Source organism: Geodermatophilus obscurus DSM 43160 (assembly GCF_000025345.1).
GTDB classification, from domain to species: Bacteria; Actinomycetota; Actinomycetes; order Mycobacteriales; family Geodermatophilaceae; genus Geodermatophilus; species Geodermatophilus obscurus.
Genome location: NC_013757.1, coordinates 4055024 through 4081519 on the forward strand (window position 1 = coordinate 4055024; position 26496 = coordinate 4081519).

The window sequence follows — 26496 nt, forward strand, 5'->3', positions numbered from 1 at the left end:
GGTCAGGCGGCCGCGAGGCGTTCGTCGAGCAGGGCGTCGACGTCGGCCTCGGCGTCGGCGACCCGCCGCGCGTTCTCGGCCGACGGACTGTGGGCCGCCGCGCTGCGGGCGACGCCGAGCGCGATGTAGGCGACGGCGATCTCCAGGTCGAGGGCCTCGATGCTGGTGACGGTGCGGGTCATGGCGACCTCCCCTCGGTGGGACGGTCCCCATGCTCGTCCGGGGGTACGACGGAACCGGCCCTGCTGAACCGATGCCCCCACTCGTGCAGCAGATACAGCAACTCCGGCGGTGAGACGACGGTGACCTCGACGCCCAGGGTGCCGATGGCGAACGCCGGCCAGTCCAGGCCGTCGGCCTCCATGTGCACCCTGCTGCGGCCTGGGCCGTCCTCCTCGACGCGCGCCCACCGCCCGATCCGCGCCCGCACCCGGTCGGCGGGGGCGTCGACGAGGAACTCGACGGCGGTGGGGGTGCTCAGCGCCGCCGTCCCGGCCCGGACGAACGCGACGGCGTCCTCCGCCGGCAGCCGCCGCGGTGCGAACCGCGCCCCGGTCGGCTGCGGCCGGGCCAACCGGTCGAGGCGGAAGCTGCGCCAGTCGCCGCGGTCGAGGTCGTAGCCGACCAGGTACCAGCGCCGACCGAGGGTGACCAGCCGGTGCGGCTCGACCCTCCGGTCCGACGGGGTGGCGTCGGCGGCGGTGTAGGCGAAGTGCAGTCGTTCGCGGTCGCGGCAGGCCTGGGCCACGACGGCCAGCGCCTCCGGGTCGACGAGCTGCCGAGGGGCGGCCCAGGGCGCGGGGTCGGTCACCGCGCGCAGCGCCTCGACCCGGCGCCGCAGCCGCGCGGGCATCACCTGCACGACCTTGGCCAGCGCCCGCACCGACGACTCCGCCGTCCCGGCGACGGCGCTCTGCGCGGCGGTCTGCAGGCCGACGGTCAGGGCCACCGCCTCCTCGTCGTCGAGGACCAGCGGCGGGAGCGCGGCGCCGGGGGCCAGTTGGTAGCCGCCGTCGACGCCGCGCTGCGCCTCCACCGGATAGCCGAGCTCGCGCAGCCGGTCGACGTCCCGGCGCAGCGTGCGCACCGAGACGCCGAGCCGGTCGGCGAGGTCGGCGCCGGCCCAGTAGCGGCGCTGCTGCAGCAACGAGAGCAGCCGGAGGGTGCGGGCGCCCGGATCGGTCATGCCGTCATCCTGACCGGATTGCGGTCAGGATCTGGCACTTGTGCGCCCTAGCGTCGTCCTCGACAGGAACCGGACCGGAAAAGGCGGACACCATGGACACGACGACCCTCACCGGCGAGCGGGCCGACCTGCTGGAGGCGCTGGCCGCGCACCGGCACTTCCTCCGCTACACCGTCCAGGGCCTCACCGAGGAGCAGGCCCGGCTGCAGCCGACGGCCAGCGAGCTGACCCTCGGCGGGCTGGTCAAGCACGTCGCCTCCCAGGAGGCCGGCTGGGTGGACTTCGTCCTGAACGGCCCGGGCGCCATGGCCTCGGCCACCGACCCGGAGCAGATGGCGAGGTGGGCCGAGGAGTTCCGGCTGGGCCCCGACGAGACGCTGGACGGCGTGCTGGCCTCCTACGAGGAGGTCGCTCGGCGCACCGACGACGTGGTGCGCACCCTCCCCGACCTCGACGCGTCGCACCCGCTGCCGGAGGCGCCGTGGTTCGAGCCGGGCGCGCACCGCTCGGCCCGCCGGGTGTTCCTGCACGTCATCGCCGAGACCGCCCAGCACGCCGGTCACGCCGACATCCTGCGGGAGACCATCGACGGCCAGAAGTCGATGGGCTGAGCAGGCGGGTCAGCCCTCCTCGAGCGCGCGGAGCGCGGCCAGCGCGTGGTCGCGGGCCGCGGCGGCCTCGGTGGCGTGCCGCTCGGCGGTGCGCCGGTGCAGCTCGGCCCGCTGGAGCTCCTCGGCGGTCCGCGCGGCCTCCTCCTCGGTGCGGGCGAGCTCGTCGGCCAGCTCCTCGACGCGCGCCTGCAGGTCGGCCCGGCGCGCGTCGAGGTCGTCGACGCGGTGCCGCTCCTCCTCGGCCGCGGCGACGGCCTCGGCGGCCAGCGCGGTGGCCTCCTCCGCCGCGGCGCGCGCCTCCTCGAGCTCACGCCGGCGGCGCTCCTCGGCAGCCCGCCGCGCCTCTCCCTCGCGGCGCCGGGCCTCCTCCTCGGCAGCCCGGCGGGCGTCCTCGGCGGAACGCCGGCGGGGAGCCGCGGTGCCGCCACGCGTCGCGGGGGCCTCGCGCTGCTCCGGTCGCGGCCGCACCAGCCGCAGCGCCGGCCGGATGCCGGTCGTCCCCAGGCCGCTGTAGGACATCGCCCCGGTGAGCCGACCGGACAGCAGCGCCTGGCCGGCCTCCGGATCGGCCAGCGCAGCACGCAGCGTGTCCGCCACCTGGGTCTCCACCGTGCTGCCGACCCGCACGCCGTGCTCCCGGGCCAGCGCGGTCGCCTGTCTCGTGAGCGCGGTCAGCAGCTGGGAGCGCTGGCGGTCCAGGGCCCGCAACTGGTCCCCGGCCAGGCTCTCCTGCGCCTGCCGCAGCAGGTCGCCGAGCTCGACGAGGCCCTCGATCTCCGCACGCTGCTCGCGCACCAGCAGGTTGCACACCCAGGCCGCGGCGGTCGGCTTGGGCACCGCGCCGATCTCGCGGGCCAGGGTCCGGTTGCCCGCGGCCCGGGCGTCGTCCTGGCGCTGCCCGCGCACCGCGACGAACTGGTCGGGCGGCACCGCGTAGAGCTCGTCGGCCACCTCGTCGAGGTCCACGGGCGCCTCCTCGCTGCCGAGTGCTGCGAACTCGTGGTGATCGCGGCGCGATCACCACGAGTTCGTAGCACTCGACGGGTCAGGCGGCGCGGCACCATGGCGGCCGTGACCACCACCCGGGTGAGCCGGCACGTCGACGCGCCGCGCGCCGCCGTCTACCGCGCCCTGCTCGACCCGGCCGCCGTCGCCCGGTGGAAGGTGCCCGAGGGCATGACGTGCGCCGTGCACGAGTTCGACGCCCGCGAGGGCGGCACGCTGCGCGTCTCGCTCACCTATGACGAGCCGGGACCGCAGGGGAAGACGACCGCGCACACCGACACCTATCGCGGCCGCTTCGTCCGCCTGGTGCCCGACGAGCTGGTCGTGGAGGTCGACGTCTTCGAGACCGCCGACCCGACGCTCGGGGGCGAGATGACCAGCACCATCACCCTGGCCGACGGCGGCGACGGCGGCACCGAGCTGACCGCGGTGCACGACGGCGTGCCCGACGGCGTCGCACCCGCGGACAACGAGCTCGGCTGGCGGATGGCGCTGGACCGGCTGGCGGCCCTGGTCGAGCGCGGGACCTGATCCTCCTCAGGCCGTCCGCGGGGCCTCCCAGAGGTCGATGCCGGAGTCGACGGCGTGCTGCTCGATCGCGGCCAGCTCGTCGTCGGAGAAGTCCAGCCGCTCCAGCGCACCGACGTTCTGCTCCAGCTGGCCGACGCTGCTGGCGCCGGCGAGCACGCTGGTCACCCGCGGGTCGCGCAGCGCCCAGGCCAGCGCCATCTGGGCCAGGCTCTGCCCGCGCTTCCCGGCGATGTCGTTGAGCGCGCGGACGTGCCCGAGGGCCTCCTCGGTGAGCAGGTCGGCCGACAGCGACTTGCCCTGGCTGGCGCGCGAGCCCTCCGGGACGCCGTCCAGGTACTTGCTGGTGAGCATCCCCTGGGCCAGCGGGGAAAAGGCGATGCAGCCGGCGCCCACGTCCTCCAGCGTGTCGAGCAGCCCCTCGGTCTCGATCCAGCGGTTGAGCATCGAGTACGACGGCTGGTGGATCAGCAGCGGCGCCCCCAGGTCGGCGAGGATCTCCGCCGCCTTGGCGGTGTCCTCGGGCGAGTACGACGAGATGCCGACGTAGAGCGCCTTGCCGGCCCGGACGGCGCTGTGCAGGGCGCCCATCGTCTCCTCGAGCGGCGTGGTCGGGTCGGGCCGGTGGGAGTAGAAGACGTCGACGTACTCCAGGCCCATCCGGGCCAGCGACTGGTCGAGGCTGGACAGCACGTACTTGCGCCCGCCGCCGCCCTGGCCGTACGGGCCGGGCCACATGTCGTAACCGGCCTTGGTGGAGATGACCAGCTCGTCGCGGTAGGGGCGGAAGTCGTCGGCGAGGTGCCGGCCGAAGTTGACCTCGGCGCTGCCGTACGGGGGTCCGTAGTTGTTGGCCAGGTCGAAGTGGGTGACGCCGAGGTCGAAGGCGCGGCGCAGGATGGCGCGCTGCCGGTCGAACGGGACGTCGTCACCAAAGTTGTGCCACAGACCCAGGCTGACCGCCGGGAGGTCCAGGCCGCTGCGGCCGGTGCGCCGGTAGGTCATCGAGTCGTAGCGGTCCTGCGCTGCGGTGTAGGCCATGGTCGCGATCCTGCCCGGGGCGCGGACGCCCGAACCGGGCTCCCCCGGACCTACGCTCGACGGACCGGATCCGACTGCACCGGAGGTGCGCCGTGCTGCGACTCATCGGCATCCTGCTGGTCGTGTGGCTGGTGGTCACCGTCGTCGGCGCGGTCCTCGAGGGGCTGTTCTGGCTGGCCGTGGTGGGCCTGCTGCTCTTCGTCGTCACCGCCGTCATCGGCTGGAACAAGCGGGACACACGGGTCTGAGCACGGTCCCACGCGGCGCTGACCGGCAGCGGGATCGGCGACCTCGCCGGGGAGGAACCGGGTCGTCGCCGGGTCGACGAGCCGTGACACCGACGGCTCGTACCGGTTCGTCACCGCGGCCGCCGAGCACGACGGGACGGTGGTCGCGGCGGGCCTGCACGAGGACGACGTCGTCGTCCTGGTGGTGCCCGCGTGAGCCTGCAGATGCGGCTCGTCGCGGCGGTGCTGCGGCTGACCCGCAAGCCCCGGATGGCGACGCCCGAGCGGGCACGGCGGCGGATGGCCGAGCCGAAGACGCCGGCGCGGCCGCCCGCGCGGCTGGTGCGGCGGCACGACGTCAGCTCCCGGGACCCGTGGCTGAGCAGCGCCGGTCTGCGCGAGGCCGGGCGTGCGTGGGTCGGCGGCGACGACCCGACCGGTCCCCGGCTCAGCCCGGGCAACGGGCCGCTGGCCGGGCTCGCCCCGATGCCGCTTGTGCCGGCGCCGGAGGGCCGGGCGGCGGCCGCCGCGATCGTGCGGGAGATCGCCGGCTGAGCGCCTACCCGGCCGCGGCGGGACGCAGCGGCCGGGTGGCCCCGGCGGCGAGCAGCCCGACAGCGAGGACGACGAGCACCACGAGCAGCGCCTGCAGCACACCGGTCACCTCCGCGACGAACCCGATCAACGGCGGCCCGGCGAGGAACGCGGTGTAGGCGATCGAGCTGACCACCGACACCCGGGCGGCGGCCCGCGCCGGGTCGTCGGCGGCCGCGCTCATGCCGACCGGGAAGCCGAGCGCGGCGCCGGCGCCCCACAGCACCGCCCCGGTGAGGGCGAACGGCAGCCCGGGAGCGGTGACGAACAGCAGCAGCCCGAGCAGCGCGGTGACCCCGCCCGCGCGCAGGACGGCCACCCGCCCGAACCGGTCCAGCAGGGCGCCGCCGACCATCCGGAAGGCGGTCATCGCGGCGACGAAGACGGCGAAGCCCACGGCGGCGGTCGACTCGGCGATGCCGTGCCCGTCGACGAGGGCGACCGCCAGCCAGTCGTTGGCGCTGCCCTCGGTGAAGGCGAACGCGAGGGTGAGGACGCCGACCAGCAGCGTGCGCGGCTCCCGCCAGGCCCGCCCGACGCCGGACCCGCCCCGGTGCGCGTCCTCCGCGGCCGGCTCGACGGGTAGGAACGAGCGAGTGGCGACCGCGACCGCGGCCAACGCGAGGACCGCCGTCAGCACCAGCTGGGCCGGCAGCGGGAAGCCCAGCGCGGCGGCGCCGGCCCCCAGCAGCGCGCCCGCAACCGTGCCGAGGCTGAAGCCGGCGTGCAGCCGTGGCATCAGGACCCGACCCAGCCGCTGCTCCACCGCCGCACCCTCGATGTTCATCGCGACGTCCCAGCCGCCGACGCCCATGCCCACGAGGGTCAGCCCCGCTCCGGCCGCGACGACCTGACCGGCGCTCACGCCGAGGGCCAGCAGGAGCAGCCCCGCCAGCACCAGCGTCGCTCCACCGAGCACGCCGCGGGCCGGGCCGGTGCGGTGCACCACCGGCCCGGTCAGCGGCAGCGCGACCACCGAGCCGACGGCCAGGCAGAGCAGGAGCAGGCCGAGCCCGGCCGACGACAGCCCGAGGGCGTCGCGGGCGGCCGGGACCCGGGAGATCCACGACGCGAAGGCGAACCCGTTGACCACGAAGGCCACGGCGACGGCGACGCGCGCCCGCTCGGTGGAAACGGCGGTCGAGGTCGGGCGCACCATCAGGTCCTCTCGTCACGGGCGGTACCCCACTGTCCCGGAACGGTTGGACGGCCCTCCCCCCGGGGAGCCCCTCCTCCGGCCGGGCGATCCCGACCACGGGGCGGCGAGCGCCGAGCGGCTGCGCGGGCGGCGGCAGCACCTGGACTGCACACGGGTCCGGCCACGGCCGACCGAGCCGCCCGGCGAGTTGATGTACAGGTGGACGTCCCGGTGCGGGTCGTCGGCCGAGAGCAGCATCTGCGCGCAGATCTGGTTGGCGATGTCGTCGTCGACCTGGCTGCCCAGGGACACGATGCGTTCCCGCAGCAGGCAGTGGAAGACGGCGTCGTGCAGTGACGCGTGCCCGTTCCCTGCCTGCAGGTACGGGGTGTGCGCGCTGGTGGGTGTGGGAACGTCCACGGGCGACCCCTTCCGTGGACCGGTGACCGGAGTCGAGCAACGCAAACGGCGGAAGGCGCGACCGGAATGGCGCATCCAGCTGGTCGCGCAGTTCTTGTGCTCTGGGCGAAGTGGTCCTGACCGCGCCGCTCACGCCGTCGGCAGCGCAGTGGGCAGGAACCGGTGGGCTGCTCGGCGCCGGTGGTGCAGGCTGCGGACCTGTTCCGGCACCGCGGAGGAGGACCTCGTGACGACCCCGCCCACCGTCCTCGTGCACGGCAACCCCGAGACCCCGGCGCTGTGGGACCCGCTCGTCGCCTCCCTGCAGCGGGACGTCGTCCGAACGGTCCCGCCCGGGTTCGGGGCACCGCTGCCCGCGGGCTTCGGCGCGACGATGTCCGACTACCGCGACTGGCTGGTCGGCGAGCTCGAGCGGATCGGCGAGCCGGTCGACCTCGTCGGCCACGACTGGGGCGGCGCCCACGTGGTCAACGTGGCGATGGCCCGTCCGGACCTGCTGCGCAGCTGGGTCAGCGACGCGATCGGCGTCTTCGACGCGGACTACGTCTGGCACGACCTGGCGCAGGGGTTGCAGCAGCCGGGCGTCGGGGAGGAGTCGGTCACGCGGATGCTGGGTGGCAGCACCGCCGACAAGGCCGCGCGGCTGGTCTCGTCCGGCTTCCCGCCGGACACCGCGGAGCAGGTGGCCGCCGGCCAGGACGAGGACATGGGCCGGGCCGTCCTGGCGCTCTACCGCTCGGCCGCCCAGCCGGCCGTGGCGGAGGCGGGCCGGTCGCTGGAGGCCGCCGCCGCCCGCCCGGGGCTGGCGCTGCTCCCCTCCGAGGACACCTTCGTCGGCACCGACGCGCAGCGGCGTCGCGCGGCCGAGCGCGCCGGTGCCCGCGTCGAGGTGCTCGACGGTCTCGGGCACTGGTGGATGGTCGAGGACCCGCAGCGCTCGGCCGCCGTGCTCGAGCGGTTCTGGGCCTCGCTCTGACGCCGGTCAGCGCACCACGCGGAACCGCAGGCTGGTGCGTGCGCCGGCCTCCTCGACGCCGAGCTCCTCCAGCAGCAGCGGCGTGCCGTCGAACAGCCGGAGCCCGGAACCGAGGAGGACGGGCATGACGTCGACGTGCAGCTCGTCGACCAACCCCGCCGCGAGCAGCTGACGGTTCAGGTCGACGCCGCCGACCACGGTCACGTCGCGCTCCCCCGCCGCCTCGGCCGCCTGCGCGACGGCGGACTCGACACCCTCGGTGGCGAACGTGAAGAACAGCCGCTCGTTGCGCTTGGGCTCGACCGGGGGCGGCGTGTGGGTGACGACGAGGATCGGCACCTGCAGCTCGTAGCCGTCGGCGTAACCGTCCGGATCGCCGGCCATGTCGAAGGTCCGGCGGCCCATCAGCACCGCACCGGTCCGCTCCTGCATCGCCTTCATGTAGGGCGAGTCCTGCAGCTCCGCCAGGTCCGGGTAGAGCGCGTCCGCGCTGCCGTTCGCGTCCTGCACGAAGCCGTCCAGCGACACCGTCATCCCCGCGATCACCCTGGCCATCGGCCCCTCCCGTCCTCGTCGTCTGCACCTGGGACCGGCCGGCCGGCCCGAACTCATCGCCCGTGGGCGGAGGAGGACGCGGGCATGCGTGCCTGCGACCGGGCCGGCCCCCCGGCCGTTCCCGCGTCTGGAGCACGGCAGGCGTGGAGCTGGTGCCCGAGGAGGTCCGGCGACCCGGCCGCGTCGTCGGACCCTCGGCCGGTGGCCGCCCGGCGTCAGTGCCGCTCGGGGGCATGGACCGCCAGGAGCGAGGCCGCGAGAGAGCGGGCCTGGTCCAGCGGGTTGCCCCGTGCGAGGTCGGCGATGGTCGCGTTGCGCGCCTCCCGTGCCAGCGCCCCGTCGTAGAGGAGCAGCAGTCCGGCGGCGACCTCGTCGGCGTCCTCGATGCCGGCGGCGACAGCCAGTTCCCGCAGCCGATCGGCGAGCAGGCGGGAGTCGGCCTCCAGCCACCGCTGACCCGGGTGCCCGACCGGCAGTTCGGTGGCCGCGGCGAGGAACGCACACCCCCGCCGGTTCCCCTCCCGGGCGCGGTGGAGCGCCACGGCGTCGAAGACCGACAGCAGGCGCTCGACGGGGTCCGTGAGCTCGGCGAGCACCTCGTCCCATGTCTCCACCCACGCCTGGTGCCGGTCCTCCAGGTAGGCCGCCACCAGCGCGTCCTTGCCTGGGAAGTGCGCGTACAGCGTGGACGGCGAGACGCCGGCACGGGCCAGCACGGCGTCGACCCCCGTCGCGGCGATCCCCTGCTCGTAGAACAGCTCGGCGGCCGCGGCGAGGAGCCGCTCGCGCGCCGGACGACTCGCGGGCTGCCTGGGCACAGCGCTAGTGTAACGATCGTTATGTCGAAACGATCGTTACAGTCACTCCTTCCCCATGCGCCGGCCGTACCGCTGCTCGTCCCGGCCGGGTTGTCGGTCATCGGGGCGACGTACGGCCTCGCCCGCTACGGCTACGGGCTGTACCTGCCCGAGTTCCGCAGCGCCTTCCCGCTCTCGACCACGGGGGCCGGCGGCATCGCGTCGGGCAGCTTCGTGGCCTACTGCCTGACCGCGGCCCTCGCCGGACGCCTCGTCGTCCGCGGACGTGCCCGTCGGGCGCTGTGGCTGGCCGGCGGCAGCGCGGCGCTCGGCTCGGCGGTGGTGGCGACCGCCTGGTCGTGGCAGGTGCTCGCCGTGGGGGCCCTCGTCGCCGGGAGCGGAGCCGGCTTCGCCACCCCGGCCCTGGTGGAAGCGGTCGCGGCCACGGTGCCGGCCGAGGCCGAGCCGCGGGCGCAGGGCGTCGTCAACAGCGGGACCGGAGCCGGCATCGTCCTCGGGGGGCTGGTCGTCCTCGCGGCGCCGGGGACGTGGCGGGAGGCCTGGGCCGGCTTCGCGGTGGTGGCGCTGCTGGCCACGTGGTGGGCCGACCGCTCCACGGCGTGGCCGTCAGGACACCACCGGCCCGCACCCGGACCCGGGGGTTCCCCGGTGCGGACCCTCCGGCGTCCCCTGGCGGCTGCCGCGGTCGCGGGGGCCGGGTCGGCCTCGGTGTGGACGTTCGGCCGCGACCTGCTGACCGACGCCGGGCTCCCCTCCGCGGTCACCGGTCTGTTGTGGTGCCTGCTCGGGGCGGCCGGGCTCGTGGGTGGGCTCAGCGGCCACCTCGTGGACCGGGTCGGTGTGCGCGTCGCCTGGCCGGTGAGCGTCGGCCTCTGCGCTGCCGCGGTGCTGCTGCTCGCCGCCGCGCCCGGCTCCCTGCCGGCCTCGGCCGTGGCGCTCGCCTGCTTCGGCGCGGCCTTCGTCGCGCTCAGCGGAGTGCTCATCGCCTGGGGCGCCGACACGGCGCCGCACGCGGCAGGACAGGCAGCGGCCGTGGTCTTCATCGGGTTGACCGCAGGGCAGGCGATCGGGGCCGGCGTCCTCGGGGCGCTCGCCGGGGTCACCGGCGTCCCGGTGACGTTCGTGGTCGCGGCGGGTCTCCTCGCGGTGGCGGCCACGGCGACGTGCAGCCGCGGCGATGGGGCAGCCCGCCGTCCCAGGGGCGGTCGAGCGGCACCGCCGGGTCCCGTACTCGAGGTGGGGATGGCCGATCCGTCCGGTCGACCGCGCGCGTCCGACCCGTAGGACCTCGCCGGGTCGAGGAGGGAGAGCGGGATGCGGACCGTGGCCGGGAGGCGGCCCTCGTCGGAGCGGCCGCGGAGGGCGAGCGCGAGGCGGGGGCGTTCGTCGAGTCGGCGGGCGACCTCGTAGCAGGTGGCCAGGGCGTGCACGCAGCGCCCGCCGGAGCGAGCGCAGCCGGCCCGGTCCGGTCCGCGGGACGCCGCCGGGAGTCGGGCGCGAGACTGCACACCGTGACGGACGAACGGTGGACGACGACCGAGGAGATCGCGGCCGCGCGCGAGCGGCTGGAGAACGCGATCGAGGGCTACGAGCGACCGGCGGCCTACGCGGTCGGCCTGACCGTGGACGGCGACGCCTCGGCCGAGGAGGTCTTCCCGCGCGTCAACCGCGGCGAGAACTTCCTGCCCGCGGTCGTGCTGGCGACGGTGTGCGGTCACGTCCGCGGGACGGCGACGTACCTCCTCGACGAGCAGCGCCTGCAGGAGGCCATCGACCTGCTGAGCCCGGCCGAGGCGTGCACCGCCTACGACCACCCCAACCTCGCCGTCTGGCGTCGGGTCCGCGCCGAGGCCGCGGACCGGCCGGGCGCACGGGTCGTCGCGGTCTTCCTCGGCGACCTGGAACCGTCACCGACGGAGGGGCGCTACGAGCGGCTGCTGCGGGAGGCCGCTGCCGGCTGAGGGTGCGTCGGGACGCTGCGAGGCGATGATGTCGGCCGTGACGGACGAACAGGACGCCCTGACCGGACTGCGCGTGGCGGTGCTCGGCCCCGGCGGGGTCGGCGGCCTGCTGGCGGCCCTGCTGGCCCGCGCCGGCGCGTCGGTGACGTGCCTGGCGAGCGCGGGGACGGCGGAGCGGCTGCGGACGGCGGGCGTGCGCGTGGAGAGCGGGCACTTCGGCGACTTCACCACCCCGGTGGACGCCGCCGAACGGCTGACCACCCCGGTCGACGTCGTCCTCGTGTGCGTCAAGGCCACCCACCTGGACGACGCCCTGGAGCGCGTGCCCGCCGACGTCCTGGGCGACGCGCTGGTCGTGCCGCTGCTCAACGGCGTCGAGCACGTCGGCCTGCTGCGCCGTCGCTACCCGGAGGCCGGCGTCGTCCCGGCGACGATCCGCGTCGAGAGCACCCGCACCGAGCCGGGCGTCGTCCGGCACGGGAGTCCGTTCGTGACCGTCGACCTCGTCGCCGTGGACGGGCTCGGGCAGCGGGTCCGGCGGCTGGCCGACGCCCTGCAGCAGGCCGGCGTCACCACGCGGGTCGGGGACGACGAGCAGGCCGCGCTGTGGGGCAAGCTGAACTTCCTGGCACCCCTGGCCCTCCTCACCACCGCGGCGCAGGCGACCGCCGGCGAGGTCCGCGAGTCCCGGCGGGAGGACCTGGTCGCGATCGTCGGCGAGGTCGCCGCCGTCGCCCGCGCCGAGGGTGCGCCCGCCGACGAGGAGCAGGTCGTCGACTTCTTCGACGGCGTCCCTGCGGGCATGCGCTCGTCGATGCAGCGGGACGCCGCCGCCGGCCGGCCGATCGAGCTCGACGCGATCGGCGGCGCGGTGGTCCGCGCGGCCACCCGGCACGGGGTCGCCGTCCCGGTCACCGCCCGCTACGTCGACGAGCTGCGGGAGCGCCACCCGGGCAGCTGACCGTCCTCCAGGGTCAGTGCGAACAGCACCCGGTGCAGGCCGGGCCCGTCGTGGTCGCGGTGCACCGGGACGCCGTCCACGACGCCGTCGCCGGGGACGACGGTGGAGCCGAGACCGCGGTGGAGGCGCAGCGAGGTCGTGTTGCCCGGGCTGGTCATGCAGGACAGCCGACGGGCGCCCCGCTCCGTGACGTGCTCGGCGAAGCGGCGGTACAGCGCACCGGCCAGCCCCTGACGCTGCAGGACCGGGTCGACTCCCGCGAAGTGCACGTACCCGACCTCCGGCCGGGCCGGGGACAGGAACCCGACGAGGAAGGCGCGCAGGTCCCCGTCGGCGTCCTCGACCACCCAGCTGCTGTCGGCGAAGTGCTCGAAGAACAGCCGCGGGAGCAGCAGCGCCCGCTGACGGCTGCCGTCCGGACCGCCGAAGTCGCCCCACCAGGCGTCGAGCACCGCGAGGACGCGGCCGTGGTCGTCGGGTGCGGGTGGCGGGCCGACAGGCCCAGCGGGAGCTCCTCGGTCACGGGACCCCCGGGGACGACGGCGCGACGTGCGCGGCCAGCCAGCGCAGGAGCGCCGGCTCGACGAGTGCGGCCAGACGGGCGTAGCCGCGGGTGGACGGGTGGTACGCGTCGCCGGCCGCGACCTCGGCGACCCACACCGCGTCGTCCGCCAGGCCGGTGGTGTCGACGAACGGCACCGCCCGCCCGGCGCACACCCCCGCCATGCCGGCGGAGAGGTCCACGGCCCTCGCGCTTCCCCCCGCCTCCGACACCGGCGGCGGTCCGACGACCAGCGCTGCCCACCCCCGCGCGGCCGCGCCGTCGAGGACCTCGGCCAGCGCGGCCAGCGACCGTTCCCGCGAGACCCGCCGGCGCCCGTCCTCCAGCACGACGTCGTTGAGACCGACGGCGACGACCACGCCGTACCGCTCGCCGTCCTTGAGCCGCCGCTCCGTCTCGGCCGGCCAGCGCCGGGCGACGTCGACCGAGGTGTCCCGGCGCACGCCCAGGGGTAGGCGGTCAGGTCCCAGCCTGCGCCACGCGCCGCGGTCGCGACCGGACCCACCCAGCCCGCACCGGTCGGGTCACCGACGCCCGCGGTGAACGAGTCACCGAGGACGCACACCCGGACGTCCATCACGCCACCAGGGGACGTCGCCCTCCGGGACGGCCGCCGCGGCGTCGCGTCGCGAGGGGGCTCGCGGCGGCGCGACGGACGACGGTGGCCTCGTGGTCGTCGAGGACGACGTCCGGCCCGAACCGCAGCACACCCGGGCCGGCGCGGCGGACGCCGCGGTGCGCAGCCGACACCGCGCCGGGACCGACGGGGTTCAGGCCGCGGCCGCCAGCACCCTGCGCGGGGCTGCTGCCGGGCGCAGCGGGACGACCGGAGCGGCAGGAGGCGCCGGCCGCCGGGTGCGCAGGACGGCGCAGGTGGTGACGGCGCAGACCAGGCCGAAGCCGGCCGACAGCCAGACCGTCGGCTGACCGAGGAGCCAGCCGTAGGCGGTCCAGGAGGCGCAGGAGCCGGCGCCGAGGTACCAGCGCGCCGGGGACATGCCGGACAGGTCCTGGGCGCGGTCGAACAGGATGCCCAGCAGCTGGGGCAGCGCGGCGACGATGCCGACGACGGTGGTGACCGAGGCGAGCACGGACGTGACCTGCGTCGTGTCCGCCCCGAGGACGACGGCGGCGACGCCGCCCGCGGCGAGCGCGGCGAGGCCCGCGGCTCCGGCGGCGGTGCGCAGCAGGACCTGCGCCGAGCGCGCGTGCGGCTGGGTGAGGAGGAGGGCGGCGAGGACGGCGGTGTTGCCGGCGCCGACGACGGCGTGGGTGGCGATCTGCGGGGTGTCGCCGACGAGGAGGCCGGAGGTCAGCCAGCACAGGTTGAGGCCGACGGCGAGCCAGCTGCCCGTCGGGGAGAGGCCGAGGGTGCGGCCGTGCCGGCAGGAGAGCCACACCTGAGGCCAGACGACGGTGATGCTGAGGGCGGCCGCGAGGGAGCCGAGGGCGGCGATCATGGTGGAGCGGGGTTCCGTTCGGGTGGACTGCGATGGGTGCGGCCACCGGCGGGCTGGACAGCCACACGCCGGCTCCGGGCGCTCGTCGGTGAGCGGCAGCGCGACCGCTGCAGGGATGACCGGAGAGGTCATCGGCGTCCTCGTCCCGTGACGGGAGGCGATCCGGCGTGATCGTCCTGTGACCTCGCTCATCGCCGTGGCCGGGGCCACGCGACCCCGCCGACGCTGCGCGGAGCCGGTCCGGCCTAGCCCCGGACGGGCGCGCCGGCTGTCCGCGGGAGCGCGAGGGCGGCGCCGAGCCCGGCGGCCAGCACGGCCGTGGTGACGGCGAAGGCCGCCTGGTAGGAGACGACGTCGGTCAGCCAGCCGGCCACGAGCGGTCCCACGATGGCGCCGAGGTCGGCCGACATCTGGAACACCGCCACCACCCGGCCGCCACGGGCCGGGCTGACGTCGGCGACCAGTGCCGCCGGCACGCTGGCGAGGAAGGAGGCGGCCAGCCCGAAGACGGCCATCGACAGCAGGAAGACCCACAGCACCGGAGGCAGGACCAGGGCCGCCGTCGAGATCGTGGCCAGCGCGGCGCCGAGGACGAGCGCGGGACGCCGTCCCCAGGTGTCGGCCAGCCGACCCGACCGCAGCAGGCCCAGCGCCTGCGCCACCGAGCCGGCCAGCAGCCCGGCGCCGGCCCAGGCCACGGTCCGGCCCAGTTCCTCGGTGACGTACAGGGGCACCAGCGAGTTGCGGACGCCGAACAGCACCCAGCCCACGCCGAGGTTGGCCACCAGCGCGGTCAGGTAGACGCGGGAGCGCAGGGCCGTCCGCAGCCCGACCGGGTCGGTGGCGAGGTCGGGTCCGGTTCCCGCGGGTTCCGCCGAGCGCTGCATCGTCACGGACGGGCGCAGCAGCACCATGGCGACCGAGCCGGCGAGCAGCAGGAAACCGGCGTAGAGGAAGAAGGGCAGGCGCGGGGACAGCTCGGCGAGCAGCCCGCCGGCCGCCGGACCGGCGATCCCGCCGAGGATGAACCCGCCCTGCCACGTCGCCGCGGCACGACCGCGGTGCGAGGGCGGGGCGACCCGCAGCAGCAGCGACAGAGCGGCGACGGTGAACATGGCGCTGCCCACGCCACCGGCCGCCCGGAGGGCGAGGAACAGCGGGAAGGACGCCGCCAGACCCGCCAGGCCGGTGGTGACGGCGACGACGGCGAGGCCGGCGGACAGGACGGTCCGCTCGCCGAACCGCTCGACCAGGGAACCGCCGCCGAAGGCGGAGACGAAGCGGAAGAACGCGAAAGCGCTGACGGCGAGCCCGACGGCCGTCGTCCCGACGCCGAAGGACCGGGCGAACAGCGGGATGGCCGGTGCGACGATGCCGAAACCGAGCGCGACGACGAAGGCGACGACGGCGAGGATGCCGACCTCACGGGGCAGCTCCCCCCGCCCCCGCCACAGCACGTCCTGGATGCTCGCACGGCGGTGGCCCAGGCCCGTCGAGGGCCCGGGCGTCCGCTCGAACCCGAGGAACGCCCGCGGCCACCCGGTCCTGCTACGGGACCGGACGCCACCGGCGCGGTGCCAGCCCGGGCCACACGCCCGTACCGGGGTGGCCGCTCGGGTGGCGGGCCATCAGCGAAGCGGTGGGCGAAGCGCTGGTCGGCCCACCGCGGGGTGGTGGAGCCGAACCCGATGTAGGAGGCGGCCAGTCCGTGGGCGGCGCCGGCCGCGCTCCCCGAGCGGAGGTCCAGGACCGAGGCGATCAAGAGGACGAGGTCGAGGACCGGGGCGCCGGCCAGCAGGACCGCGCTCGTGCGAGGCAGGCGCATCACGTAGCGGGCCACCAGGCCGGCGCCGAGCAGGCACCAGAACCCGACCTCACAGGCCACGATGAGAGCGATCAGGACCGCGTTCACGGGGCGCTCTCCGCCCGGCGCCCGACCGCCGCGGTCGCCGTCCGATCGGCGGTCGTCGTTCCAGGCTCGCGGAGCATCAACCAGGTGCGCGGGCCACCGCGGGGCAGGTCGACGACGTCGGTCACCGCGAAGCCGAGGCGGCGGTAGAACCGCACGTTCGGCTCGGCACTCGTCTCCAGCCACACCGGCAGCTCGTCCTGATCGGCGCGATCCAGCCCGGGGGCCAGCAGCGCGGCACCGAAACCCCGCCCTTGCCTGTGCTGCACGACCCCCAGGCTGGCCAGGGTCAGGTGCGGCTTCCTCGGTCGGCGGTCGGTCAGCCGCTCCTCGGCCTCGGCGGCGGCTGCCGCCCGGTGCCCCGCCAGCTCGGCGGCAGCTGGGCCGACGTGCGCCCACACCTCGTCGGGGACCCCGGTGCTGGGCACCCAGACCGCGATGCCCACGAGTTCCTGCCCCGCCTCCCCGAGGTCGACGCGACCGAAGGGCACTGCGACGGCGGACAGGTAGAGGTGGTGCAGCGCCCGCAGCCGATCGCCGTGGCCGTCGGCGTCGACCGTCCACCGGGTCCACGGGTACTCGGCGAAGGCGTCGGCGAGCGCCTCGGCGGCGGCCGGGACGTCGTCGAGCGCCGCCGCGCGCACATGCAGGTTCATTCGTTCCTCGATCAGTTCTCGGGGACGTCTACGGCCGGCGAATCCGGTGGTCGAGCAGCGGCCCCCGCAGACTGATCGCAGCCTGCGGGGGCCGCCGGTCCGCTGCTCAGGTCGCCTCGATAGTGAACGGCACCGTGATCACGTCGCCGTCCGCGAGCCGGAACTGCGCCCACAGCTGGTACGTCCCGGCGGTCGCGAACTCGGCGTGCACATCGAGCTCCGGGCCGAAGGTCTGGCCCGGCAGGGCGAACACCGGCCGGCCGCGGTCGTCCTCGACCTCGGCGTGCTCGTGGGCGAAGGTCTGCCCGTCGGCCCGCATCACCACGACGTGGCCGGCGGCGGCGAGGTAGGGCTGCAGGTCGTCGACCGGCCGACCCGTGGCGTCGTCGGTGAAGGTGAAGGCCAGGTCGCTGCGGCCGCCGGCCGCCGCCTCGCCCGTGAGCTCGACGCGGACCCCGTCGACCACCACGCTGCGCGGCCCGGCCGCCAGGACCACCGGCTCCGGCGCGGCGCCGGCCACGGTGATCACCTGACGCTGGTGGACGTCGCCCATCTCGCCCTGCCGCCGGAACTCGGTGTTGACGATGTACCGGCCGGCGGTGGGGAACGTGACCTCCACGGCCAGCTGCCCGGGCTCGCTGGTCGGCTGCGGGTGGACGTGCGCGAACGTGCCCAGGTCCTCCCGGGTGGCGATCAGGTGCATCCACGCCTCGTGGCTGCGGGTGAGGTCCTCGATCGGCTCGCCGGTCCCGCTGTCGACGACGGTGGCGACCAGCCGGGTCGGCTGCCCGGGACGCACGTCGGCGGGCAGGTCGAGGCGGACGTCGACGCGGGCGTCGGTGGCGTCGGTGGGCGGCACCTCGGCGGTCATCATCTCGCTCATCGCCGGCCGCATCGGCATGCCGGTGCCCTGCGCCCAGGCCAGCTGGCCGTTCATGCCGCGCTCGGCGAAGTCCATCCGCGACACGGCGGTCAGCCCCGCACCGAGGGCGAGAGCGACGACCGCGATGCCGGTCAGGTAGGCGTACTGGCCGATGCGGGCGCGCAGTGGCGGGTGCAGGATCTCGTCCACCATGGTCGGCCGGTGGAAGCGGCGCAGCCGCAGCGCGTTGGTGACGACGCTGACCGAGCTCATCGCCATCGCCGCGGAGGCGAGCACCGGGTCCAGCAGCAGCCCGTTCCACCAGTACAGGGCGCCGGCGGCGACCGGGATCAGCAGCAGGTTGTAGCCGAACGCCCAACCCAGGCCCTGCTTCATGGTGGTCACGGTGCGCCGGGACAGCGCGATCGCGGAGACGATGACGCGCAGGTCGCCGCCGATGAGGGTGATGTCGGAGGCGGCGATGGCGACGTCGGCGCCGGTGCCGATGGCGATGCCGACGTCGGCGGCCGACAGCGCGGCCGCGTCGTTGATGCCGTCTCCGCAGAAGGCGACGACGTGTCCCTGCTCCTGCAGTCGGCGGACCTCCGCTGCCTTGTCGGCGGGCAGCACCTCGGCGAGCACGTGCTCGATGCCGACCTGGTCGGCGATCGCGGTGGCGGTGGCGGCGTTGTCGCCGGTGATCATCCACACCTGCAGATCGAGCGCCTGCAGCTGGGCGACTGCCTGGGCCGACTCGGGCTTGACCGTGTCGGCGACCGAGAGCACCGCGGCCGGCTGCCCGTCGATGGCGACGAACATCGGGGTCTGGCCCACCGCCGCTGCTGAGGCAGCGGTGCCGGCGAGCGCGGTGATGTCCACGCTGCGGGCGGTCATCAGGGCAGTGTTGCCGACCAGCACGTGCCGCTCGTCGACGACTGCGTCGATGCCGTGGCCGGGGACGGCGTCGAAGGTGCGCAGTGGCGGCAGGTCGAGGAAGCGGGCGGTGGCGGCGGCGACGAGCGCCTCGCCGACGGGGTGTTCGCTGCCGGTCTCCGCGGCCGCCACGAGCGCCAGGATGTCGTCCTCGGCCCAGCCGGCGGTGGTGGTGATGCCGGTGAGGGCCGGTTTGCCGCGGGTGATGGTGCCGGTCTTGTCCAGCACGACGGCGGTGACCCGGCGGGCGGTCTCCAGCGCGTCGCCGTTGCCGATGAGGATGCCGAGTTCGGCGGCGCGTCCGGTGCCGACCATGACTGCGGTGGGCGTGGCCAGTCCGAGCGCGCACGGGCAGGCGATGATCAGCACCGCGATGGTGGTGGTGATCGCCATCGTCAGCCGGCCGGTGTCCGGGCCGAGCAAGGCCCAGGCGAGGAAGGTGGCGGCGGCCAGGCCGAGGACGATCGGCACGAACCACGCCGAGACCCGGTCGGCGAGGCGCTGCAGGGGCACCTTCGCGCCCTGCGCGTCCTCCACCAGGCGGACGATCTGCGCGAGCGCGGTGTCGGCGCCGACCGCGGTGGCCCGCAGCACCACGGTGCCGGTGCGGTTGATTGTGGCGCCGATGACGGTGTCCCCGACGGTCTTGTCCACCGGCAGGCTCTCGCCGGTCAGCATGCTCTCGTCCACGGCGGTGGCGCCATCGGTGACGACGCCGTCGACCGGGACCTTGTCGCCGGGCCGCACCCGGATCAGGTCGCCGACGACGACCCGCTCGACCGGCACGTCGACCTCGGCGCCGTTGCGCACCACGCGCGCCGTCTTCGGCGCGAGGCCGACCAGGGCGGTGATCGCCGCGGCGGTCTGCTTCTTGGCGCGGGCCTCCATCCACCGGCCGGCCAGGACGAGGGCGAGGATGACCAGCGAGGTCTCGAAGTAGACGTGCAGCGGCAGGCCCCACCGCTCGGCCGCCGCGGGCCAGAGCGTGACGAAGGCGCTGTAGCCGTAGGCCACGCCGGTGCCCAGCGCCACCAGGGTGTTCATGTTCGTCGACCGGTGCCGGGCCGCGGTCCACGCGGCGCGGTAGACGTCGCGGCCGGCCCAGAACTGCACCACGGTCGCGACCACCAGGATCGCCGGCATCAGCCAGTCCATCGTGTCCAGGTACAGCGGCACGTACATCAGGACCATCAGGCCGAGGCCGGTGGCGAGGGTGATCTGCCACTTGCGCTTCAGCGCGGTCAGGTGCGCCTCGCCGTCCCGGTCCTCGCCGGGCGCGTCGGCGCCGGTGCCGGGGCGCTCGGCGGTGGACTGGGCCTCGCGGCGCGGGGTCGCGGTGTAGCCGGCGCGGGCGACCGCGGCGGTCAGCTCGTCCACGCCGATCTGGGCCGGGTCGAAGCGGACGGTGGCGACCTCGGTGGCCAGGTTCACGTCGGCGGCGGTCACACCGGTCACCCGGTTGAGCGCCTTCTCCACCCGGCCGACGCAGGAGGCGCAGGTCATGCCGTCGATGTCGAGGGTGCAGCTGGCCTGCTCGGTCGCTGCGGCTGCGGTGGCCGGTGCGGTGGTCGACATCGCGGTCTCCTGGTGGACGGGCGGATCGGGCTACGGCTCGATCGTCGGTGGCGGTGGCCGGGCTCGGACCGGGGAAATCGCCAGGATCGGCCGGCTCGGTGGCCGGAGCGGGGCTGGTCGAGTCAGTTGTCGGCAGCCGGCACGGTGTACGCGGCGGGCGGCCAGGCGGCGAGGATCTTGGGCCGCAGGGTGGCGCCGAGGCGGCGGTAGAACCGCTGGGCGTCGACGTTGTCGACCTCCATGCCCCACCGGATGAGCAGCTGCTCGGGTGTGGCCACGGTGGCGAGGGCAGCCATCAGCCGTCGGCCGACGCCGGCGTCGCGGTGCCCGGGCCGGACGTAGAGGTCGTCGAGGTTGACCACGTCGCCGCCGGTCCACAGGTGCAGCTGCCGGATCGCGGAGACGTAGCCGACGGCCGCGCCGTCGCGCTCGGCCAGCAGCACGATCACCTCGGCCCGCTCGAGCAGCCCGTGCCACTGTGCGTCGGGCACGTGCACGTGCGCGGTCTGGTCCTCGTGTGCGGCGATCTCGCGGACCATCGCGGCGACGGTCGCGGCGTCCGCGGGGGTCGCGCGGCGGATCGTGGTGGCGGCAGCGGTCATGGCGGGCTCTGGTGGAGGTCGTGGCGGTGGCGCGGCGGGAGCGGGAGGGCCGCTCCCGCCGCGCCGGCGGGGACGGGACGGTGAGCCGGTCGTCCTGGTGTCAGCAGTGGGCGTACTCGTGGGGGCGCAGCAGCATCGCCGCGGCCATCGCCGGGAGCATGAGCACGTGGCCCCAGAGCATCAGGGCGCCCTCGCCGATGAGCCCGAGTGCGAGCGGGACGAAGAGCACCAGGAACGGCAGGTACATGGCCGCGCCCATCTCGACGATGGGCCGCCAGCGGTGGCCGCGGACCTTCATCCACGCGGACATGGCGACGGTCATGTTCGTCGCCATGATCAGCGCGCCGGTGTAGGGGTCGTGCATCAGCCCGGGGGCGCCGACGGCGTCGAGGACGAGGGTCCACACCGGGTGCAGGGCCACCATGCCGACGGCCATCGCGACGACCATCTCGAGGAAGTGGAGCGTCAACTTCTTGGCGCTCAGGTGGTGCGTGGTGTGCGCGGGCTCGGCGTGCGCGGTGGCGGCGCTCGGCGTGTGGGTCGGGGTGGGCACGGCGGGTCTCCCGTGAGGCTCGAGGTGGGCGGGGGTCACGGGACGAGGGCGTAGCCGGCCTCGTCGACGGCGGCAGCGATGTCGGCCCGGTCCACGGGGCGGTCGGCGGTGACGGTGACGGTGCCGCTGGCCGGGTCGACGGTGACCGACTCGACGCCGTCGACGGCGGAGATCTCCTCGGCAACGGCGCGCTGGCAGTGCCCGCAGGTCATGCCGGTGACGGTGAAGGTGGTCGAGCCGATGAAGGTGCGCGGCGTGCTGGACAGCATGGGAACTCCTCGGGGTGCGGGTGGTGGTGCGGTCGGGAAGGAGCGTCGGCGCCAGGCCGGGGCCGTCTCACCGGCGAAATCGCCGGGATTCCGCCGGGAGGCAGGTCAGTGGCCGTGGCCGTGCCCACCGTGGACGGGGGTACCGGTGGCGGCCTTGCCGCCGGGAACGGCGAGGGCGGTGAGGACGAACAGCGCGCCGAGGACGCCGGCGGTGACGGCGAAAGCCCGGCCGTAGCCGTCGATGAGGCCGGCGGAGGTCGCCAGGTCGCCGGCGACGGCGCTCAGCGCGGCGACGCCGAGGGCGGCGCCGATCTCGTGGCCGGTCATCATCAGCCCCGACGCCAGCCCGGACTCGTCGGCCGGCACGTCGCTCATCGCGGCGACCGCGATGGCGACGAACATCGGTCCGACACCGGCGCCGACGAGCAGGAAGCCGGGCAGCACGTCGGCGGCGTAGGCGGTGCCGCCGGCACCCGCGGCAAGCAGCAGCACGCCGGCGGCCATGACGACGAGCCCGCCGAGGATCAACGGGCGGGGGCCGAGCCGGCCGATGACCTTCGACGCGGCTGCGGCGGCCAGGGTGATCGCGGCGGCCAGCGGCAGGAACTGCAGGCCCGCGACGACCGGGGAGGCACCGACGATCGCCTGCAGGTACAGCGAGGACAGGAAGATCGCGCCGACCACGACGCCGGTCACGCCGGCCATCACCGCTGAGGCTGAGACCAGCGACCGCATCCGCCACGTCGCCGGCGGCACCAGCGGGTCGGCGGCGCGCCGCTCGAGGCGGGCGAACACGGCCAGCAGGATGGCGGCGGCGGCCAGCGCCAGCCACGTGCGGGGTGCGGTCCAGCCGGCCGAGCGGGTGGCCTCGATGCCGAACACCAGCGCCAGTAGCCCGGCCACCAGGGTGAGGGCGCCGGGCACGTCCAGCCGGCGCAGCGCGCCGGGCTGCGAGCCGCCGTGAGCGACGGCCCGCAGCGTGCCGAGGACGACGGCGGCGCCGATCGGCACGTTGATGACGAACACCGCCCGCCAGCCCAGCGCGCTGGTGAGCGCCCCACCGAAGAGCACGCCGGCGGCGATGCCGAGGCTGCCGACGGTGCCCCAGACGGCCAGCGCGGTCTGCCGCTGCCGGCCGGCGTACGCGGTCATGATGATCGACAGCGCGGCCGGGGTGAGCAGCGCCGCACCGGCGCCCTGCCCCGCGCGGGCGAGGATGAGCGTCAGCGGGGTCTGCGCCAGCCCGCTGACCAGCGAGGCGGCGGTGAACAGGGCGACGCCGGCGAGGAACGCGCGGCGCCGGTTGAGCAGGTCGGCGATCCGCCCGCCCAGTAGCAGCAGGCCGCCCGAGAGCAGCACGTAGGCGCTGATCGTCCATTGGTGGTCCGCCGCCGACAGGTGCAGGGCGTCGCTGATGGACGGCAGCGCGACGTTCACCACCGACACGTCGAGGATGACCATGAACTGGGCGGCAATCATCAGCGCGAAAACGGTCCACGGTCGGCGTGGCTCGTCCGCGGTCGTCGACGGGCCGGCGATGTGGTGGGCCGGGTGCTCGTGGGCGTGGGGCGCTCCGTGGCCGGGGGCGTGCTGGTGCCCGTGGGCGCGGGCCGCCGGTTCGGCGGTCGGGTGGGCCGACATGGCTCCTCCTCGGGGTGGGGACTGCGGGACTGACGCCCACGCTCGCCGCCGCCGGGACCGATCACGCCGGTGATCTCACCAGGTTTGATCTTCTGGACCTGTCCGCGGCGGACGGTACGGTTCCGCTCGTGCTGGCCGGACGGGACCGCGAACGCGCGGCGATCGCCGCACTGCTCGACGCCGCCCGCACCGGGACCGGCGGGGCGCTGGTGATCCGCGGCGTGGCCGGGTCCGGCAAGTCGACGCTGCTGGCCGACGCCGTCTCCGCCGCCTCCGGGATGCGCGTACTGCGCACGTCGGGCGTGGAGTCGGAGTCCCCGCTGGCATTCGCCGCCCTGCAGCGGCTGCTGTGGCCGCTGCGTGCCCGCCTCGATGCGCTGCCGGCGCCGCAGGCCGCGGCGCTGGGCGCGGCGCTGGGCGAAGCGGCCGGCGACGGCGACCGGTTCCTGGCCTTCCTGGGCACGCTGAGCCTGCTCGCCGACGCCGCCGAGGAGGCACCGGTGCTCGCCGTCATCGACGACGCACACTGGCTCGACGACGCCTCGGCCGCCGCGCTGCTGTTCGTCGCCCGCCGGCTGCAGGCTGAGCGGGTCGCGCTGCTGTTCGCTGCCCGCGATGGCGAGGCCCACGACTTCGACGTCCCCGACCTGCCCACCGCCGTCCTCGGGGGCGTGACCGGGCCCGACGCCGACACGATTCTGTCCGCGCGGGCCGACGACGCGGTGGACCCGGCGGTGCGCGACCGGCTGGTGGCCGCCACCGGCGGCAACCCGCTCGCGCTCGGCGAGCTCGCCGATGCCCTCACCGGCGACCAGCTGGCCGGCCGGGCGTCGCTGCCGACGCCGCTGCCGCTGACCGGCGGCGTCGAACGCGGGTTCCTGGACCGGTACCGCCGCCTGTCGACGAACGCGCAGCGGTTCCTGCTGCTCGCCGCGGCCGACGACACCGGCCGACTGACCGTCGTCCGCGACGCCGCCGCACGTCTCGACGTCGACGACGACGCCCTGGACGAGGCCGAGCGGGTCGGGCTGCTCCGCGTCGACGGCGACAGCCTGGCGCTGTACCACCCGCTGGTGCGCTCGGCGGTGTACCGCGCGGCCACCAGCACGCAGCGCCGTGCCGTGCACCGGGCGCTGGCCGACGTCCTCGCCGCCGACCCCGATCGGCACGCCTGGCACCTGGCTGCCGCCGCCGACCGCCCCGACGAGTCCGTGGTCGCAGCGCTGGACGGGGTGGCCGACCGCGCCGCCGCCCGCGGCGGGCACGAGGCCGCCTCCGCCGCCTGGGCCCGCGCCGCCGAGCTCACCGTCGACAGCAAGGCCCGCGGCCGCCGGCTGTTCTCCGCCGCGTCCTCGGCGTGGCTCGGCGCCCATCCGTCGCGGGCCGCCGGGCTCGCGGCCGCCGCCGGGGCCGAAGTGACCGACCCGGTCCAGCGCGCGCGGCTGCTGCTGCTGCAGGGCCAGATCGAGTGGAACACCCACTCCCTCAACGAGGGCTACGACCTCGTCCTGCAGGCCGCCCAGCTGGCCGCCGAGGTCGATGAGGCGACGGCGCGGCCGCTGGCGATGCTGGCCGCGGCGCTGTCGGCGTTCGGGGCGCGCTCGCCCCGTCCGGTCGATCCGGCGGCGCTGGTGACCGAGCCGGCCGCCGACGCACCGCCCACCGCCCGTGCCGCATGGGCGCTGCTACAGGGGTTCGCCGCCGTCGGCCGCCGCGACTGGGCGACCGCCGCGGCATCCTTCCGGCGCGCGTTCGACCTCACCGACCCCGACCCGCTCGAGGGCGACCACGTCCTGCAGCCCAACCTCGGCATCGCCGCCTGGCTCATCGACGAGGACGAGCGCAGCCTGCGGCTGCACGAGGAGCAGCTGACCGCCGCCCGCCGCGCCGGGGCACTGAACATGGTCGAGCACGCCCTCACCCGGGGATTCCACTCCCAGCTGGCGACCGGCGCGTGGACGACGGCCGCCGGCGCCGCCGCCGAGGCGCTGCCACTGACCGCCAGCACCGGCTCCACCGGGCTGACCGCGCTGCCCACCGCCCAGCTGGCCGTGGTCGCGGCCCTGCGCGGCGACGAGGCCACCGACCGGCACCTCGCCGACGTCGCCGCGATCCGCGCGGCGCATCCGGTCGGCATCACCGACAGCCTCGTGGCCGACCTCGCGCACTGGGCGCGGGCGCTGCGGACCGCCGGGCAGCCCGCGCCCGCGCTGCACCACCTGGAGCAGCTGCAGAACCCGGTGCGGCGCCGCATGGCCGCCCTCGACGTGTTCGACATCGCCGTCCGGGCCGGCCGGGAGGACGTCGCCCGTACCTGGCTGACCGAGGTCGAGCAGTTCGCCGCGGCCACCGGCACCGCCGGCGCGGTCGCCGTCACCGAGCACGGCCGCGCCGTGCTCGCCGACCGCCCCGACGCCGAGAAGCACTTCCTCGCCGCGCTGGACGCGCACGCCGCCTCCCCGCGGCTGCCCGACCGGGCCCGCACCCACCTGGCCTACGGCGAGCACCTGCGGCGCGCCCGGCGGCGGGTCGACGCCCGCGAGCACCTGCGGGCTGCGCTCACCCTCTTCGAGGAGCTGGGCGCGGCGCCCCACGCCGAACGCGCTGCCCAGGAGCTGCGTGCCTCCGGGGAGACCGCCCGCCGCCGCGACGTCACCACGACGACGGAGCTCACCGCGCAGGAACGCCAGGTCGCCGGGCTGGTCCGGCAGGGCCTGTCCAACCGGGACGTCGCCGCCCGGCTGTTCGTCAGTCCCCGCACCGTCGACTTCCACCTGCGCAACGTGTTCAGCAAGCTCGGCGTGGCCTCCCGCGCCGAGCTCACCGCGCTGGCCCTGGACTAGCCGCAGGCCCCCGGGCCGCTCCGGCCACGTCGGCCCGACCGCAACCTGGCGGTTCTCCCGGCGTGACGCCGCGGGCCCGCTCCTAGCGTCCGAGGTAGACCCAGCCCGGACCGAGGAGCCTCCGATGACCACGGCCACTGCAGCGACCACGGAGACCATGACCGGCCGCGCCGGCGGCCCGCGCGGCGCGCTCGCTCGCCGCTGGCCGGCCGCGCTCGGCGCCGTCGCCGCCGTCAACAGCTTCGCGCTCGTCGCGCGGCTGCCGGAGCACGCGCAGACCTGGGTCAGCGCCTGGTGCGTGCTGCTCGCCGCGGTCATCTACCTGACCTGGGGCACCGCCCGCGGCGACCTCGGCAACCGGCGGCTGCTGACCGCGCAGACCGCGGCGGTGCTCGGCTTCGGCGCGGTGGCGATGACGGCGGTCGCCGTTGACGTCGACGCGGCCCGCTACGTGCTAGCCGCCGGCTGGCTCGCCCACGCCGCCTGGGACGTCGTCCACCACCGCATCGGCCGGGTGGTGCCCCGCTGGTACGCCGAGACCTGCCTGGTCGCCGACCTCACCATCGCCACCGCGCTGCTCACCGTCGGCATCGGCTGACCGCACCCGCGG

Annotated in this window: 28 protein-coding genes; 10 read left to right on the top strand and 18 right to left on the bottom strand. The window is 75.7% G+C overall.

Annotated features, from left to right (window positions below; translation table 11 throughout):
- Nucleotides 1–2 precede the first annotated feature (2 nt).
- Together GOBS_RS18830 and GOBS_RS18835 are read right to left on the bottom strand one after the other, a co-directional pair.
- Entirely contained in the window at nucleotides 3–182 is a 180-nt protein-coding gene (locus GOBS_RS18830; protein ID WP_012949863.1) for a hypothetical protein, read from the bottom strand.
- Nucleotides 179–1186: a helix-turn-helix transcriptional regulator gene (locus GOBS_RS18835; protein WP_012949864.1), complete on the bottom strand. Its 1008-nt coding sequence runs from the start codon at nucleotides 1184–1186 to the stop codon at nucleotides 179–181. The genes GOBS_RS18830 and GOBS_RS18835 overlap by 4 nt, the downstream gene beginning before the upstream one ends.
- Before the next feature lie 92 nt (nucleotides 1187–1278).
- Between GOBS_RS18835 and GOBS_RS18840 the strand changes: the two genes are divergently transcribed.
- Entirely contained in the window at nucleotides 1279–1797 is a 519-nt protein-coding gene (locus GOBS_RS18840; protein ID WP_012949865.1) for a DinB family protein, read from the top strand.
- A gap of 9 nt (nucleotides 1798–1806) precedes the next feature.
- Here GOBS_RS18840 and GOBS_RS18845 read toward each other — a convergent pair whose 3' ends face one another.
- A complete protein-coding gene (locus tag GOBS_RS18845; RefSeq protein ID WP_012949866.1) occupies nucleotides 1807–2763 on the bottom strand; it encodes a hypothetical protein in 957 nt (318 codons plus the stop codon).
- A 96-nt stretch (nucleotides 2764–2859) separates the two neighbouring features.
- On the opposite strand from GOBS_RS18845, the gene GOBS_RS18850 reads away from it, so the two are divergent.
- Nucleotides 2860–3333, top strand: a complete 474-nt coding sequence (locus tag GOBS_RS18850) for an SRPBCC family protein (protein ID WP_012949867.1) — start codon at nucleotides 2860–2862, stop codon at nucleotides 3331–3333.
- Nucleotides 3334–3339: 6 nt separating this feature from the next.
- On the opposite strand, the gene mgrA is transcribed toward GOBS_RS18850, so the two are convergent.
- On the bottom strand, nucleotides 3340–4371 hold the full coding sequence (gene mgrA / locus GOBS_RS18855; protein ID WP_012949868.1) for an L-glyceraldehyde 3-phosphate reductase: 1032 nt from the start codon (nucleotides 4369–4371) through the stop codon (nucleotides 3340–3342).
- A 92-nt stretch (nucleotides 4372–4463) separates the two neighbouring features.
- On the opposite strand from mgrA, the gene GOBS_RS27750 reads away from it, so the two are divergent.
- Both GOBS_RS27750 and GOBS_RS18865 read left to right on the top strand, forming a co-directional pair.
- Entirely contained in the window at nucleotides 4464–4619 is a 156-nt protein-coding gene (locus GOBS_RS27750) for a hypothetical protein (RefSeq protein ID WP_012949869.1), read from the top strand.
- 192 nt (nucleotides 4620–4811) lie between these two features.
- Nucleotides 4812–5153 carry a hypothetical protein gene (locus tag GOBS_RS18865; protein ID WP_041241583.1) on the top strand — a complete coding sequence of 114 codons (342 nt, stop codon included), beginning with the start codon at nucleotides 4812–4814 and terminating at the stop codon, nucleotides 5151–5153.
- Between the two features lie 4 nt (nucleotides 5154–5157).
- On the opposite strand, the gene GOBS_RS18870 is transcribed toward GOBS_RS18865, so the two are convergent.
- Entirely contained in the window at nucleotides 5158–6351 is a 1194-nt protein-coding gene (locus tag GOBS_RS18870; RefSeq protein ID WP_012949870.1) for an MFS transporter, read from the bottom strand.
- Between the two features lie 12 nt (nucleotides 6352–6363).
- Nucleotides 6364–6750, bottom strand: a complete 387-nt coding sequence (locus GOBS_RS29825; RefSeq protein ID WP_012949871.1) for an ATP-dependent Clp protease proteolytic subunit — start codon at nucleotides 6748–6750, stop codon at nucleotides 6364–6366.
- Between the two features lie 226 nt (nucleotides 6751–6976).
- On the opposite strand from GOBS_RS29825, the gene GOBS_RS18880 reads away from it, so the two are divergent.
- Complete coding sequence (locus tag GOBS_RS18880; RefSeq protein WP_012949872.1) at nucleotides 6977–7726, top strand: alpha/beta fold hydrolase; 750 nt, start codon at nucleotides 6977–6979, stop codon at nucleotides 7724–7726.
- Between the two features lie 6 nt (nucleotides 7727–7732).
- Here GOBS_RS18880 and GOBS_RS18885 read toward each other — a convergent pair whose 3' ends face one another.
- Both GOBS_RS18885 and GOBS_RS18890 read right to left on the bottom strand, forming a co-directional pair.
- Complete coding sequence (locus GOBS_RS18885) at nucleotides 7733–8281, bottom strand: dihydrofolate reductase family protein (RefSeq protein ID WP_012949873.1); 549 nt, start codon at nucleotides 8279–8281, stop codon at nucleotides 7733–7735.
- A gap of 215 nt (nucleotides 8282–8496) precedes the next feature.
- The gene (locus tag GOBS_RS18890; protein WP_012949874.1) at nucleotides 8497–9099 is read right to left on the bottom strand and encodes a TetR/AcrR family transcriptional regulator; all 603 of its coding nucleotides are present in this window, start codon (nucleotides 9097–9099) and stop codon (nucleotides 8497–8499) included.
- A gap of 90 nt (nucleotides 9100–9189) precedes the next feature.
- On the opposite strand from GOBS_RS18890, the gene GOBS_RS18895 reads away from it, so the two are divergent.
- The 3 genes from GOBS_RS18895 to GOBS_RS18905 all read left to right on the top strand — a co-directional run bounded on the left by GOBS_RS18895 (nucleotide 9190) and on the right by GOBS_RS18905 (nucleotide 12021).
- Nucleotides 9190–10383 carry an MFS transporter gene (locus GOBS_RS18895; RefSeq protein ID WP_243697543.1) on the top strand — a complete coding sequence of 398 codons (1194 nt, stop codon included), beginning with the start codon at nucleotides 9190–9192 and terminating at the stop codon, nucleotides 10381–10383.
- A 227-nt stretch (nucleotides 10384–10610) separates the two neighbouring features.
- On the top strand, nucleotides 10611–11060 hold the full coding sequence (locus tag GOBS_RS18900) for a hypothetical protein (RefSeq protein WP_012949876.1): 450 nt from the start codon (nucleotides 10611–10613) through the stop codon (nucleotides 11058–11060).
- Between the two features lie 28 nt (nucleotides 11061–11088).
- Nucleotides 11089–12021, top strand: a complete 933-nt coding sequence (locus GOBS_RS18905; RefSeq protein WP_012949877.1) for a ketopantoate reductase family protein — start codon at nucleotides 11089–11091, stop codon at nucleotides 12019–12021.
- Here GOBS_RS18905 and GOBS_RS18910 read toward each other — a convergent pair.
- The 10 genes from GOBS_RS18910 to GOBS_RS18960 all read right to left on the bottom strand — a co-directional run bounded on the left by GOBS_RS18910 (nucleotide 11982) and on the right by GOBS_RS18960 (nucleotide 23043).
- A complete protein-coding gene (locus GOBS_RS18910; RefSeq protein WP_012949878.1) occupies nucleotides 11982–12473 on the bottom strand; it encodes a GNAT family N-acetyltransferase in 492 nt (163 codons plus the stop codon). The genes GOBS_RS18905 and GOBS_RS18910 overlap by 40 nt on opposite strands.
- A gap of 67 nt (nucleotides 12474–12540) precedes the next feature.
- Entirely contained in the window at nucleotides 12541–13092 is a 552-nt protein-coding gene (locus tag GOBS_RS18915; RefSeq protein ID WP_081448934.1) for a GDSL-type esterase/lipase family protein, read from the bottom strand.
- 261 nt (nucleotides 13093–13353) lie between these two features.
- Entirely contained in the window at nucleotides 13354–14043 is a 690-nt protein-coding gene (locus GOBS_RS18920; RefSeq protein WP_049788396.1) for a SemiSWEET transporter, read from the bottom strand.
- A 245-nt stretch (nucleotides 14044–14288) separates the two neighbouring features.
- Entirely contained in the window at nucleotides 14289–15500 is a 1212-nt protein-coding gene (locus GOBS_RS18930; RefSeq protein WP_012949880.1) for an MFS transporter, read from the bottom strand.
- Nucleotides 15501–15951: 451 nt separating this feature from the next.
- Nucleotides 15952–16608 carry a GNAT family N-acetyltransferase gene (locus GOBS_RS18935; protein WP_012949881.1) on the bottom strand — a complete coding sequence of 219 codons (657 nt, stop codon included), beginning with the start codon at nucleotides 16606–16608 and terminating at the stop codon, nucleotides 15952–15954.
- A 106-nt stretch (nucleotides 16609–16714) separates the two neighbouring features.
- On the bottom strand, nucleotides 16715–19978 hold the full coding sequence (locus tag GOBS_RS18940; protein WP_012949882.1) for a heavy metal translocating P-type ATPase: 3264 nt from the start codon (nucleotides 19976–19978) through the stop codon (nucleotides 16715–16717).
- A 122-nt stretch (nucleotides 19979–20100) separates the two neighbouring features.
- Nucleotides 20101–20580: a GNAT family N-acetyltransferase gene (locus GOBS_RS18945; protein WP_012949883.1), complete on the bottom strand. Its 480-nt coding sequence runs from the start codon at nucleotides 20578–20580 to the stop codon at nucleotides 20101–20103.
- Nucleotides 20581–20680: 100 nt separating this feature from the next.
- Entirely contained in the window at nucleotides 20681–21133 is a 453-nt protein-coding gene (locus GOBS_RS18950; protein ID WP_012949884.1) for a hypothetical protein, read from the bottom strand.
- A gap of 35 nt (nucleotides 21134–21168) precedes the next feature.
- A complete protein-coding gene (locus GOBS_RS18955) occupies nucleotides 21169–21402 on the bottom strand; it encodes a heavy-metal-associated domain-containing protein (RefSeq protein WP_012949885.1) in 234 nt (77 codons plus the stop codon).
- Between the two features lie 105 nt (nucleotides 21403–21507).
- Nucleotides 21508–23043: an MFS transporter gene (locus GOBS_RS18960; RefSeq protein ID WP_012949886.1), complete on the bottom strand. Its 1536-nt coding sequence runs from the start codon at nucleotides 23041–23043 to the stop codon at nucleotides 21508–21510.
- A gap of 128 nt (nucleotides 23044–23171) precedes the next feature.
- Between GOBS_RS18960 and GOBS_RS18965 the strand changes: the two genes are divergently transcribed.
- Together GOBS_RS18965 and GOBS_RS18970 are read left to right on the top strand one after the other, a co-directional pair.
- A complete protein-coding gene (locus tag GOBS_RS18965) occupies nucleotides 23172–25886 on the top strand; it encodes an ATP-binding protein (protein ID WP_012949887.1) in 2715 nt (904 codons plus the stop codon).
- Between the two features lie 124 nt (nucleotides 25887–26010).
- Nucleotides 26011–26484 carry a DUF6010 family protein gene (locus GOBS_RS18970; RefSeq protein ID WP_012949888.1) on the top strand — a complete coding sequence of 158 codons (474 nt, stop codon included), beginning with the start codon at nucleotides 26011–26013 and terminating at the stop codon, nucleotides 26482–26484.
- The last annotated feature ends 12 nt before the right edge of the window (nucleotides 26485–26496 follow it).